The 12,984-nt window shown below is 54.0% G+C and carries 9 protein-coding genes, 2 tRNA genes and 1 pseudogene; 4 read left to right on the forward strand and 8 right to left on the reverse strand.

Annotated features, from left to right (window positions below; translation table 11 throughout):
- Nucleotides 1-20 precede the first annotated feature (20 nt).
- Genes arsB through GS612_RS11055 form a run of 4 tightly spaced genes read right to left on the reverse strand, consistent with a single transcriptional unit; the run spans nt 21 to nt 4,124 of the window.
- The gene (gene arsB / locus GS612_RS11040; RefSeq protein ID WP_171640298.1) at nt 21-1,043 is read right to left on the reverse strand and encodes an ACR3 family arsenite efflux transporter; all 1,023 of its coding nucleotides are present in this window, start codon (nt 1,041-1,043) and stop codon (nt 21-23) included.
- Nucleotides 1,040-2,305, reverse strand: a complete 1,266-nt coding sequence (arsJ, locus tag GS612_RS11045; protein WP_171640300.1) for an organoarsenical effux MFS transporter ArsJ — start codon at nt 2,303-2,305, stop codon at nt 1,040-1,042. Before arsJ ends, arsB begins: the two co-directional genes overlap by 4 nt.
- The gene (locus GS612_RS11050; protein ID WP_171640302.1) at nt 2,302-3,300 is read right to left on the reverse strand and encodes an ArsJ-associated glyceraldehyde-3-phosphate dehydrogenase; all 999 of its coding nucleotides are present in this window, start codon (nt 3,298-3,300) and stop codon (nt 2,302-2,304) included. The genes arsJ and GS612_RS11050 overlap by 4 nt, the downstream gene beginning before the upstream one ends.
- Nucleotides 3,297-4,124 carry a helix-turn-helix domain-containing protein gene (locus tag GS612_RS11055; protein WP_171616487.1) on the reverse strand — a complete coding sequence of 276 codons (828 nt, stop codon included), beginning with the start codon at nt 4,122-4,124 and terminating at the stop codon, nt 3,297-3,299. The genes GS612_RS11050 and GS612_RS11055 overlap by 4 nt, the downstream gene beginning before the upstream one ends.
- Before the next feature lie 235 nt (nt 4,125-4,359).
- On the opposite strand from GS612_RS11055, the gene GS612_RS11060 reads away from it, so the two are divergent.
- Nucleotides 4,360-4,435: transfer RNA gene (locus GS612_RS11060), tRNA-Thr, on the forward strand.
- 231 nt (nt 4,436-4,666) lie between these two features.
- A complete protein-coding gene (locus GS612_RS11065) occupies nt 4,667-6,340 on the forward strand; it encodes an alkaline phosphatase family protein (RefSeq protein WP_171640304.1) in 1,674 nt (557 codons plus the stop codon).
- Between the two features lie 252 nt (nt 6,341-6,592).
- Here the strand turns inward: GS612_RS11065 and GS612_RS11070 are convergent, their stop codons facing one another.
- The 3 genes from GS612_RS11070 to gntH are packed head-to-tail and all read right to left on the reverse strand — an operon-like array spanning nt 6,593 to nt 10,883.
- Nucleotides 6,593-7,876: a HupE/UreJ family protein gene (locus tag GS612_RS11070; RefSeq protein WP_171640306.1), complete on the reverse strand. Its 1,284-nt coding sequence runs from the start codon at nt 7,874-7,876 to the stop codon at nt 6,593-6,595.
- On the reverse strand, nt 7,869-9,680 hold the full coding sequence (locus GS612_RS11075) for a hypothetical protein (RefSeq protein WP_171640308.1): 1,812 nt from the start codon (nt 9,678-9,680) through the stop codon (nt 7,869-7,871). The genes GS612_RS11070 and GS612_RS11075 overlap by 8 nt, the downstream gene beginning before the upstream one ends.
- A 9-nt stretch (nt 9,681-9,689) precedes the next feature.
- Nucleotides 9,690-10,883, reverse strand: a complete 1,194-nt coding sequence (gene gntH, locus GS612_RS11080) for a guanitoxin biosynthesis MBL fold metallo-hydrolase GntH (RefSeq protein ID WP_171116837.1) — start codon at nt 10,881-10,883, stop codon at nt 9,690-9,692.
- A gap of 185 nt (nt 10,884-11,068) precedes the next feature.
- Here gntH and GS612_RS11085 point away from each other — a divergent pair, with 185 nt between their 5' ends.
- The gene (locus GS612_RS11085) at nt 11,069-11,578 is read left to right on the forward strand and encodes a TetR/AcrR family transcriptional regulator (protein WP_171640310.1); all 510 of its coding nucleotides are present in this window, start codon (nt 11,069-11,071) and stop codon (nt 11,576-11,578) included.
- 158 nt (nt 11,579-11,736) lie between these two features.
- A pseudogene (locus GS612_RS11090) lies at nt 11,737-12,461 on the forward strand (IS5 family transposase).
- 372 nt (nt 12,462-12,833) lie between these two features.
- Here GS612_RS11090 and GS612_RS11095 read toward each other — a convergent pair.
- Nucleotides 12,834-12,910: transfer RNA gene (locus GS612_RS11095), tRNA-Arg, on the reverse strand.
- Nucleotides 12,911-12,984: the final 74 nt, after the last annotated feature.

Consider the following 12,984-nt stretch of genomic DNA (forward strand, 5'->3'; position numbering starts at 1 on the left):
CCCTGCCGCGTTGACCGATTCTATAATGTCGCAGGTTCCGGGAAACGCTGGCGTGTTCGGTTGGCGAAAGCCACAAGCGACAGCATTACCGGTACTTCGACCAGGACCCCCACAACCGTCGCCAGTGCCGCGCCGGAATGAAGACCGAACAAGCTGATTGCGACGGCAACGGCCAGCTCGAAAAAGTTCGATGTCCCGATCATGGCACAGGGCGCTGCGATCCGGTGGGGAACCTTCAGCGCATAAGCGGCGCCATAGGCAATGGCAAAAATACCATAGCTTTGGATCAGAATGGGAACGGCGATCAGAACGATGACCGTCGGTTTCGCCAGAATGGTCTGACCTTGCAGGCCGAACAGGATGACCACGGTTGCAATCAATCCCATGACGGACCACGGTTTCACCCGCGAAGAAAAGGCTTCTATCGCCTGTTTAGAGCCTAACCTGCGGCGGGTGATCAACCCGGCGACAAGCGGCAGCGCCACATAAAGGACCGTGGCCAAAACCAAAGTCTGCCACGGCACTTCGATGTCGGTGACACCCAGCAAAAAGGCCACGATCGGCGCGAATGCCACGACCATGATCAGATCATTGACCGAGACCTGAACCAGCGTGTACGTCGCGTCGCCTCTGGTTAGCTGCGACCATACGAACACCATGGCGGTGCAAGGGGCGGCCCCCAGCAGGATCAGACCGGCAGTGTATTGCGCCGCATCTTCGGGCGCGATCCAGGGTGCGAAGACATAGTCGAAAAACAGGACGGCCAGCAGCGCCATGGTGAAAGGCTTTATCAGCCAGTTCACCACCAGCGTCACAATCAGACCACGTGGCTGGCGGGCGACTCCGGCGACTGCACCGAAATCGACATTGACCATCATCGGGTAAACCATTGCCCAGATCAGCACCGCCACCACCAGGTTGACGCTGGCAATTTCAGCGCTTGCCACCAGCTGCACCAGCCCCGGCGCGGCCAGTCCGATCAGGACGCCACCGATCATCGCAAGTGCAACCCAGATCGTGAGATACCGTTCAAAAATGCTCATGATAGCGCCTCAGCCGTTTGATCCGTAAGTTTGCCAGAGGTCAGCGCGGCAAGCCCGACCATCACGGCCGCCGTGCCCAGCACCATGGGCAGCCCCCCGACCTGATAGGTCAGGCCAGACAAGACGGTGCCGGCCAACCGCCCCGTCGCGTTTGCCATGTAGTAAAAGCCGACATCCATCGTCACACGCTCGGACCGGGTGAAGGCAAGAATCAGATAGGAATGCAGCGATGAGTTGACCGCGAAGATCGCACCAAAGACCAAAAGCCCGACGACCAGCGTCAGGGTCAGCCAGGTCTCGGGCCCATGTGACAGCAAAACAGCCAGTGTCAGAGCCGCAGGAACGCAGAACAGGATCGCCGCCCAGCTGCGTGCGGCACGGATCAGATCACCTTCGGTTCGATCTGACGCACGAAGGATCCTTGGGGCGTTGGCCTGCACGGCGCCATAGAGGATGATCCACACCGCCATGAATGTTCCGATCATGAAGAACGCGGCCCGATTGCCCTCTTCGGTGCCGTCTGAAAGAACAGCATAGAAATAGATCGGAATGCCGACCACGAACCAGACGTCCCGCGCGCCGAACAGGAAGACACGCGCCGCGGACAACCAGTTCACATTTGCGGATTTTGAAAAAACCTCAGAGAACTTTGCGCCCTTGCGCCCCTTCGGCAGGCCTGCTGGCATGAACAGCATCACCGCGACCAGGATCACCGCCAGAACGACGGCCATGGCAAGCACTGCCGGAATGAAGCCCAGCGTTGCAAGCATGGCGGCACCCAACAGGAATCCCAGCCCTTTGACCGCGTTTTTCGAACCCGTCAGAACCGCAACCCATCGAAACAACGCGCCTCCTTCGGAAGGAGCCAGCAATTTGACCGCCGATTTCGAAGACATCTTGGCCAGATCCTTGGCCACGCCGCTGGCCCCTTGCACGATCATGACAAAAGTGACCGAAGCCGCGACCGTCCAGTTCGGGTCAAGCTGCGTCATGGCGAGCAACGCGACAATCTGCACCCCCAACCCTGCATAGAGGGTCGAGGTCAACCCGAACCGTGCGGCGATCCAGCCGGCGGACAGGTTGGTGACGATCCCGGCGATTTCATAGAGCACAAACAGATAGGCAAGTTGAACCGGCGAGAAGCCCAGGGTATGAAAGTGCAACAGCACCAACATCCTGAGCGCCCCGTCGGTCAGCATGAAGGCCCAATAGGCAGCCGTGACCGCGAAATAGGCCGACAGTCCTTCGGGGCGTTGCGTCACAATGATGCCCCGACCATCAACGCGACATCCACCAGCCGATGCGCATAGCCCATCTCGTTGTCGTACCACGCATAGATTTTCACCTGCGTCCCGTTCACAACCATGGTCGAGGGCGCATCGACGATCGAAGAGCGTTCGTCATTGGTGTAATCGGTGGACACCAGCGGGCGCGTCTCATAGCCCAGAATGCCCTTCAGTTCACCCTCGGCAGCGGCTTTGAAGAAGGCGTTGACCTCTTCAACCGTGGTTTCACGCTCAACCTCGAACACGCAATCGGTCAGCGAGGCGTTCAGCAACGGCACCCGAACCGCATGGCCGTTCAGACGACCTTTGAGTTCCGGATAGATCAGAGTGATGGCCGTGGCCGAGCCGGTCGTGGTGGGGATCAAAGAGTTCAGGGCCGAGCGTGCGCGCCTGAGATCCTTGGCAGGCCGGTCCACGATTGTCTGCGTGTTGGTTGCGTCGTGAATCGTCGTCATCGATCCATGGCGGATGCCCAGGTTTTTGTGAATGACCTTCACGACAGGCGCAAGACAGTTTGTCGTGCACGAGGCCGCCGTCACGATCCTATGCGCCGCGGGGTCGTAGGTTCCGTCATTCACACCCATGACGATATTGGCCGTCGGCCCGTCCTTGACCGGAGCAGAGACAACAACCTTCTTCACCCCAGCGTCAAAATACGGTGCCAGCTTCGCTTCGGTCTTGAACACGCCGGTGCAGTCGATCACCACGTCAACACCGTCCAGCGGCAACGCGCTCAGGTCTTTTGTGCCAACGAACGGCAGGCGGGTACTGTTGACCGTGATGCTGTCTGCATTGAGGTCGAATTCCGCGTCCCAGCGCCCATGGACTGTGTCGAACTCCAGCAGATGCGCATGCATCTCGGGATCACCGACGGCATCGTTGATCCAGTCTATCTTTGCGCCTTTTTCAAGCAAGGGCTTCAGGGCCAGTTTTCCCATACGGCCAAGGCCGTTCAGTGCGTAGGTGGTCATTTCGTTTCCTCGGTAGGCGTGCGCCCGATTTCATCGACGGCGGATTGCAATGCGATCCGGTCAAGGCTTTCGACCGGCAATGACGAAAAGGCCTGAATCCGGCGCTTCAGTGCGCCGTAGGCGGTTTGAAAGGCCAGGCTTTTCTCGGCGTCGGTACCTTCGGCCTTGACCGGATCTTCCACGCCCCAATGGCCACTTATCGGTTGACCCTCCCAAGCCGGGCATTCCTCGTTGGCGGCCTGATTGCAGACAGTAAAGACAAAATCCATGACGGGCGCGTCCGGCGCCGAAAACTCGGACAGATTCTTCGGCCGCAGGACCGAGATATCGTGCCCCTTGTCGCGCAGAACCTGCACAGCAAAGGGATTGAGTTCTGAACTGGGCCGCGTCCCGGCTGAATAAACGTTGAACCGGTCGCCGCCGATCTGTCGCAGCAAGGATTCGGCAAAAATCGAACGGGCTGAGTTGCCGGAACAAATGAACAGCACATTGAACTTTCGGTTCGTCGCGGTGTCTTTGGGAAAGGGCATGCAGATATCCGGGCGGCCACGGCAGCAATCCACGATCAGGAAATCGAGCATTTGCTGCACAGTTTTCATTTCAATCGAATAGAGCAGAGACGTCCCGGATCGTTCCTGTTTCACCAGCCCCGACCGCTGCAAAGCATTCAGATAGTTCGACATGGTGCTGGGCTTGATATCCAGCTCCGCCGCCAGCTCGCCTGCGGGAACCCTGTCAGGAAACCGTCGCATCAACATGCGAAACACGGTGATGCGCTGCGGGTGGCCAAGGATGGTCAATTGATCGGTTATCTGTTCTATCATATTTCATGAAATATTGAAATATAGCGAGCGACTCAATTTCATTCCGCGTCGTCACAAAAAATTCACGGATCAGAGCGCCAATTTGAAAGATTGGCCGCAGGCTTTCGGTTCACAACTTAAGGCCCGGCCGTGCTGAGCAACGCCAAAACGGTTACAACCGGGCTTGCAGGCGCCAGACTGACAGTTTAAACGAAGCTTCGCATCCGGTCATAATGTGTTCGGTATGACCTACGGTGCCGCTGTAGCTCAGCTGGTAGAGCACGTCATTCGTAATGATGGGGTCGGGGGTTCGAGTCCCTTCAGCGGCACCAGATTTCATCGAAATCGTAAGGGAAATACTTCTGCTAAGAAAGAATTGTTCTTACTATGTTCTTGTGCCGGGATATGTTTTACGCGGTTAAAACGGACATCCGCTCGCTTTATAGCGAATGATCGCTTCGAGCCCATAGCGGATGTTTGAAAGGGCATCTTAATTGCCCCTCAGTGGCCGGTGGATGCAGATTCTGGTATTCAGGGCACTAGTTTGTCCTAGGAGGTCATAAATGCAGCGATCACTGGCGTTAGTCTCAACTCTCCTTCTATCAATTTCCACGACGGCAGCCAGTGCGACGGAAGACATCAGGCTTGTTGTACAAATTACAGTTGATGGACTACGCGGAGACTTGATCTCTCGCTATCAGGCCGCCTTCGGGGGATCAGGCTTCAATAGACTGATTGAAAACGGCGTCTGGTACACCGATGCTCATCATCGTCACGCCAACACCGAAACCATCGTTGGTCACGCGACCCTCGCTACTGGCGCCCATCCTTCCGAACATGGAATGATTGGTAATGCCTGGTTCAACAGGGCTGAAGAGCGATTGGGTTACAATATTGAAGATCCGGACTACCCGATGTTGCCAGTCCCTGGCTTCGGTGGAAACGTTGATCAAGTCGACCCGACGCAAGCCGCCGCTGCGACGTCGGGACGTTCTCCCGTTAACTTGTTGGCGACGACTTTCGGAGATGAACTGGTAAAAGCCAATGTTGGGCGATCAAAAGTTTTTTCCGTATCTGGTAAAGACCGTTCAGCGGTTGCAATGGCGGGACACTCTGGAAAGGCTTTTTGGTTGTCGACGGCCACAGGAGCGTTTGAAACAAGTGAATTTTACTACGACGCGTATCCTGATTGGGTTCTCGATTGGAACTCTAAGCGCCCCGCAGATGCGAAGATCGAAAGTGAGTGGTGGCCGGAGTGTTCAGACGCGCCTTACCTGATGGAAAGAAAGGAACGCTCCTTCGTAACGAACCTTGGCACGTTCGGTCGCACGTTCCCGCATTTCTATGGGAAGCCGGACGACGGGCTTTACTACACACAGGTCTTATTGTCGCCGCATGGGGACCGGATTACGGCCGACTTCGCAAAAACTATAGTCAAAGAGGAAGGGCTTGGTGTTGACGAATGGCCCGACTACCTAAGCGTCAGTTTTTCTGGTGTAGACGCAACCAACCATTTCTTCGGACCATCCAGCCTAGAAAATGAAGAAATGGTGCGCTGTTTGGATGAAACATTGGCAGATTTCTTTGAGTTCATGGATCGAGAGGTTGGACGTGCGAATGTGCTTTACGTGCTTTCCGCCGATCATGGCATGCCAGAGGCGCCAGAGGAGATGGCCGAAGCTGGTCTTTCTACATTCCGTAACTCAACCGAAGCATTGATGATGGACGTGAATTCGGTGATCGCCGATGAGTTTGGAGTCGAAGCCGCAATACAGTTTTTTTTCCGCCCTTACGTTTATCTGGACAATGGCGAGGTAGAAGCGTCAGGTGTTGAGCGGCGTGCAATCGAACGACGCATCGTCAATATCCTGATGGCTGCATCTGGCATTGAGCTGGCAATGCCGACCGAACCGCTTGCTGAACAGCGAGGGCATACTCTTCAAGAGCAGATACGGCGGAACTATCATCCAACACGCTCCGGCGATATTTATGTTGTACAGACACCCTATTCATTTCTCTTTGAGGATGGTCCAATTGCCGTGATGCACGGATCGCCGTGGCGCTATGACACACATGTTCCAATCATTTTTGCTGGTCCAGGTATCAAGCCAACTCGTGTAAACCGTCCTGTTTCCACGGTAGACGTGGCCGTCACTCTGAGCACTATTCTAGGTATCAGCCAACCGAGCAGTGCTGCGGGTCAAGCATTGAGCGAGATTGGCGTTACGAGTCCATAAGCGGTCTTGTCTTTTTGTCGGATGCCGGACTGTTAAGCGTGTTGCTATGGTTAGCTGCGACTTTTGGCTTAACCTCCCGAGTTTGAAGATATTCGGAGAACGACCTCAATAAACGTTAGCTTTGTCCCCAGAGCGGCCATTGATGCGCTGCGCAGCAAACGACTGCATTGAGCCTAATCTGCCTTATTCTTCGGAACAGCCGAAGTCCGCATGTCTTAGGCGACCATCACGGACCGCGCCTTCGCAATGACCCTAAGCCAACGTGGAATAAACCTCGGCAACTCGCTGAAAGGTCCAAAAGCAGGCGATAGCCGCGCATCCACCGGCTAAGCCCACTCGTAGGGACATCCACAAACTGGAGTTCACGCGCCGACACATTATCAAGGCAGGCCAGAGCGCAAGAATAATGGCGACTTGGCCAAGCTCGACGCCAAGATTGAAGGCAAGCAGGCTTTGCCAGATGTTTGGGGAGGTGACCTGCAAGATCTTGTGCAACACAAAGCTAAACCCGAGCCCATGCAGGAGGCCAATCAGTGTCGTCAGAAGCACCATCGTGACCTCAGAACGCGCGTTGTCCTTGAAACTCATAAACGCTGCTGCGGCTGCAAAAATAATAGAAATCGCGATCCCGGTTTCGACGGCAGGAACAAACCACGCGCCCGATGGCACAAACCCGAAGAACCCCAGCGACAGCGTCACGCTATGCCCAACGGTAAAACCGGTTGCACGCAGCAATAGTGCCCTGAGTGTCTGCGCTCCGATGACCAAACACACAACAAACAAAACATGATCCAACCCTTCGAGGATATGTCGTATGCCTTCCCAGACGAAACTGAGGAATCCTCCATACCCCTTCTTCTGAACCACCAATGGTTCAGTCATCAGGCCCCGAGATCGGAATATCTGAGGCGTGTCAGACGCGTAGTCGAGAATGAGGTTGGCCGTTTGGTGCTGATCCGGCAAGCCGGGGTCCAGCACGTTAGAAATGCTGTACGATTGGATCGGGCCGTCAGTCTCATAATACAGGACGAGATCGACAATCGTATCACCAACAAAAAGCGGTGGCGTTAAGGCCGTTTCGGTGTCCACGGCCTGTTGAGCTTCGGCCAAAGTTGCAAATCCGGGCTCATTTCCAACGCGATGCAAGCGAACGGACTTAACTGTTCCTCTCAAGCGCTGATTGTCGCCCAACAGATGCAACCCACCTTCCGCGAATTGCCCCAGCCCATTGGGATCGCTCATGACAGCCGGCAAGTCGACGAAGTGGACCACCTGACCATCGCTCATGGCATTGGTAGTGAATGGTGCAGCTTCCGGCAAGGCATCTCCATTCTGATCACCGACCTTGTCTGCAACCAGATAAGGCATGGGCGTACGCATGTAGACACGCAGACCGCCCTCGGAATGCTCGACATGCGAAATTCGAACGTTGAGGTTAAGCAAAAAATGCGCAGAGGCTGACAGCGTCAGTGATAAAAGCACACCGACAAACAGAGCGCCGAAAGTAAAAACCTTTGATCTTAAATACTTATGCATTTGGATCGCGAGCCTCGATTACAGTTAATCCATCCAGCTTCCATTGCCCTGACTCAGGTACGACCTCGGCTAGCACCCGAAACGCAACCGCGCGCATATGAGCGTGTCCCCAATGACCGCCTTGGGCTTTCACTGTCCATTTTGCCAGAGTGCTAAATCCACCCGGTTTGAGGGTCGGGTCAACGCGCTCTAATTTCAGGTCTCTAATATCAGTAACCGTAGCAAGACTGCCTCCTGGCGTTCGGATCACGAGACCACGCTCTACCTCCGTTGCGATGTCGCCCAGAGATGCCGCCGTTACAATGTGGGCCAGCTCTGCCTTTCTTGCTGCCGGCGAAGTTTCCAGGGTCACCGTGTTCAAGTTTTTGACCATCGAGCGCAGTATGTCTTCCGCAACCTGCTGCTCAGGGGGCTCGGGCTTGTTCCAAAGTAATTCCGGCAAATATCCCGAAAATACAAACGTTGCCGAAGCAGCGGCAATCATAGTCACGCAACTGGCACGCTTTGCGACTTTGTCCCTGGTTAGCAGGAGAAAACCGAGTGAAACGGCGCTGATAATCCCGGCGATCAACGCCATAGCCGGGTTCTGCCGTTTTTGCTGCTCAAATGGAATCTGAGTAACAGATGCTCTTTGGTATTGGAGCAGGTGGTTCTGCCAGTGAAACTGAGGGTCCGCAGGTGTCACAGCTCCAAAGAATGGCCCAGCGATATCGTTTGAAATGGTTGCAACGCGGGAAATTTCCTCGTCAAACATATCCCATGTGACTGTCACCTGATCGGGAAGCTCTACCGATGAGAAGGACAGGATAGCTCCGATAAACGCATTGTTCACGGACACTTCCTTTCCAGGCTCGACAACCTGATAACCCTGCGATGTCAGCTCCAGGAGCTTTGCTGTAGCGTTCGACGGTTGCACTAATTTGCCATCAATTGTCACCGGGTTACGAGAAGCCAGGAAGGACGCCGCTTGGTTTACGATCATGGCGCTACGCTGTGGCGAAAGTGTTTGACCGACTTCGGTAGTTTCACCAATCCAAGGCGCCAGTTCACGCAAGCGGATCAGCGTCTCATGCCGAACTTCACGAGGTTCGATGTAGAGAAAGGTGGATGTCCCGTCCTGCGCTTTTCGATTTAGGCTTTCAGCAGAAAAACGGCTATCCCACGGATCAGGCCAGTGAATCTTTAACTCTGCCGGCTTTGACAAGAAGCTAAAATCGGTGACCGGAACCTCTCGGTCAAAAACCTGCATCCCGATAGTCGCCAGTGGTTCACCATCCCGCGATGGAGGCACTATAGTCAGCTCGTTGGGAACTGTGTTTTGAAACGCAAAGAACACTTTGACGAACAGAACACGCGGATCTTTTGGCGGGCTGGGAACAATTTGACCCGAGAATGGATTCCGCTGACCTGCAAGTGGCGAGGCCCGGTCGATGCGTGTTCGGTATTCTAAATTTCTGATTTCAGCGTTTAGGGGCTGTTTGTCCCGTCCAACAATCGATAGCGCCCGACTTTCGGCTTGGGCAAAACCTTGATTGGTCTCTTGTTTAGCCTCCGGCTCACCCTCGACGAAATCCGATGACCAACCGATTGGCAACATATCAGTAAACAACGGAATATCTTCGACATAGATCTCAAGGTCGACGTAGACCCCATCGTCTTTGATATGAAGGACAGCGATGTTGGGGGCGACTTCTGATCCGTTAGTCAGAACGACATCCGCCGAAACGGCGCGCGCACCTGAGGCCATCAGGCTCAGCATCAGGATTAGTCGGTACAGATACTGCCAAATCGGAATTTTGTTCACCCCTGAACGTTAATTATCCGGCATTGGCGGTGGCGTGTAACCCTCCCATTTTCCCGCTTTGACTTTGTCGGACGGCTCTTTTTCTTTTGAACGTTGGGCAGTGATGTACTCGTCGCTCACAGCAGGTGGCAACGCATAGTCATCAACACTCGCTTCCCGAACAACGATCTGGTCTTTGGTTACGTTGATCACCTGAAGATCCCGCGCCAGCGTAAGCGGTCCATCGTAAGTCGAACGGACACCTTCCAAGATCGCCTGATAATTTTCGGGTGAAAGAACAGAGTGATACCCCAGCGCCATGCGCGGTTCGACCGCAGACATCACCTTGCCAAAGGCCGCAGGTTCGGTATGAACGCGCGTGGCTACATAGGTCGCCTGTTTCATGTCCCAGCCAAAATACGGGGCCAAAGCGTCAGGTGGCAGAAAAGCCTCGTGAGAAGCGATATCCGCCCCTTTGGCATATTCTACATACCATTTGTTTGGGTAAGTATCTCCGCCAAAGACGTATTTCAGTCCATTCCATTCCAGAGAATAACTCACCGAGCCATCTAAGCTGTGGATAGCAGGCCAGGAACGGATAGTTACGTCGTTCTCCTGATAAACGATCTCGTTTTCCTGCATGTAATCGAATTCGGTAACTTCAAGCTTGGCACCATCATCCGGCAGCGCCCCCGTACGTGTGGCCAGATCCCAAGCATAGGCTTTTGACATGCCTTCTACATAGGCTTTGGTGCCCAGTTCATCCTCTGATCCGGACGGGCCGAAGACGCGGAGCGGAGTATATCTGCCCGAAAGCCAACCCCCAACATGAAGACCCATGAAGTCTCCAACGTGGTCGACATGCAAATGACTGAAAAAGACCTTATCGACCTTCGCAAAATCCGGTCTCAATGAAAACAAGTTTCCAGTTGCACCCGTGCCCACGTCAAACAGGAAAACGTCTCCATTTCCTAGTTCAACATAAAATGAAATCGAAACGGCAGCTTTGGTTTGGTTGGGCATCCCCGTCCCCAATGCCGTGATACGCATTTCATCCGCGCCCAGGATTTCAGTGTTGGGAAAGTATGACGCGGGATAAACACCGTTTTCAATTGCAGAAGCAGTTCGACCAGTCGGCAGCGCGTTTTGCGCTGAAGCGGTGCCAGCCAACGACAAACCCAATGCCAATAGTGCGCCAGTCGTGGAATTCATAATGCTATTCATTGATCCCCCCCTTTTCTGCATGGCGTTTGGGAGAGCACGATGTCGTGAACTCCCAGTCAACCATAGACTTCTCTACGGTAAGTCCATAGACTGCTCTATGTCAAACAAAGAATGCTGTAATCTGAATGTCAGAAACTATCACCCGAGCCTCACCCAAAAACGCCGCGACCAAAGAAGACTGGATATTGCTGGCCTACAAAGTCCTGAACGAGGGCGGCGTTTCCGCGATAAAAGTCGTACCAATGGCAAAGCGACTGAACCTGACAAGCGGTAGCTTTTATTGGCATTTCAAAAACGTCCGTGAGCTTTTGGATGAGGTTCTCAGATATTGGGAGCAGGAACTGACTGACAAAGTGATCGCACAGGCAAAGACATTTGGCGGCCCCCCGGAAGACCGAATTCTTCTTCTTATGAAAAAGGTCATTGAAGAGGACGCCGCATTGCCAGATCACGCTGTCTCAGTCTGGGCGAATACCGATGAGAAGGTGAATGAATCGTATCAAAGAACCATCGGCAAACGCTTCCAATTTGCCGCCTGGATGTTTGAACAGGCCGGTTTCTCGAATGAGGAAGCGAAAGCGCGTGGAAGACTCATGGTCACGTCGCTAATGGGAGACTCTTCGACTGGTCTGAAGGCGCAAGGCGATTGGGAAAAGGTCATCGAACGGGAACACGCAATTCTTGTCGGAAAGTAGAAAAAAGTCAGGATAATAGCCAGATTAGGATGCTTGCTGGAAACGGAACACTATTTTTACCAGCCTCATGACCCATTGGATTAAGTTATGCGGCGTGATTCACGGTTCGAAAACGAGCGATTAACATGTCTGATCACTTCTGACTAACGGACACGCAGATGGCGCGTCTTGAGCCTTTCTTCCCGCAGTCCCACGGGAAACCTCGTGTCGATGACAAGCGTGTTTTGAGTGGGATTATATTCATTAATCGTAACGGGTTAAGATGGCGTGATGCACCCAAGGAATACGAGCCACACAAGACCTTGTACAACTGTTGGAAGCGGTGGAGTGATAAGGGCATCTTCGCGGAAATGATGATGGGCCTGTCCGCCGATCACGGCGAAGAAAAGACCGTGGTGATTGATGCGACCTATCTGACGGCGTACCGCATGGCATCCATTCTTGGGGTCAAAAAAGGGGCGAGGACGACCGATACACTGCCTGGCAGGCGCATCTACAGGATGCTGCCGAGAGGGGACGCACCAAAGGCGGCATGAACACGAAGCTAAATGCCATCTGTGACAGCCAGGGGCGCCCGTTGAACTTCTTTATGACCGCCGGTCAGGTCAGTGATGATACCGGTGCAAAGGCCCTGCTAAACGGTCTGCCGGACGTGGATTGGCTGCCTGGAGATCGTGGATATGATGCCGATTGGTTCAGAGAAGCGTTACAAGACAAAGGGATAAAGGCCTGCACACCTGGTCGAAGACAGCGAAAGAAGCCCATCCGATACGACAAGCGACGCTACAAACGTCGCAACCGTATTGAGATCATGTTCGGCAGGTTGAAAGATTGGCGGTGAGTTTCAACGCGATACGACCGCTGCCCGAAGACTTTCCTGTAAGCAATCGCACTCGCGGCTATCGTCATATACTGCTTATGAGCTCTGAGGCTAGCGCTTATAATTCCAACTCTCGAACCTTGCTAAGTTCCACCTCGCGTAACTTAGTCGTGCCGTGACTTTGTGCTAAACACCTCCAAGGCTTCTTGTGATGTTTCGACCAAAAGGTTTACCCGTCTCTGGATCAGTGGTGCCCTTTAAAATCTTGGGCGTAGACATCCTAACCCGCCAAGCTGTACCGGGTTCGCTTGGTTGCTCAAGATTCCTATCATTACTCATGGCCTGCTTTTCGTGTTTTAAATTCGTCGCGTAAGTCCACCACCCCCGTGACACCACGCACGCCAAATGATCACTAAAAAAAAGACTTACAAAAACTGGCGACCCCGGCAGGATTCGAACCTGCAACCTGCCCCTTAGGAGGGGGCTGCTCTATCCAGTTGAGCCACGGGGCCGCGCCCGCCTTCTGTAACCGGGAATTTCCGTGTTGTCATCGCCTTTGCACAATTGTTGTACACACCGACCTGTT

This window comes from Ruegeria sp. HKCCD6157 (assembly GCF_013110685.1).
Classification (GTDB): domain Bacteria; phylum Pseudomonadota; class Alphaproteobacteria; order Rhodobacterales; family Rhodobacteraceae; genus Ruegeria.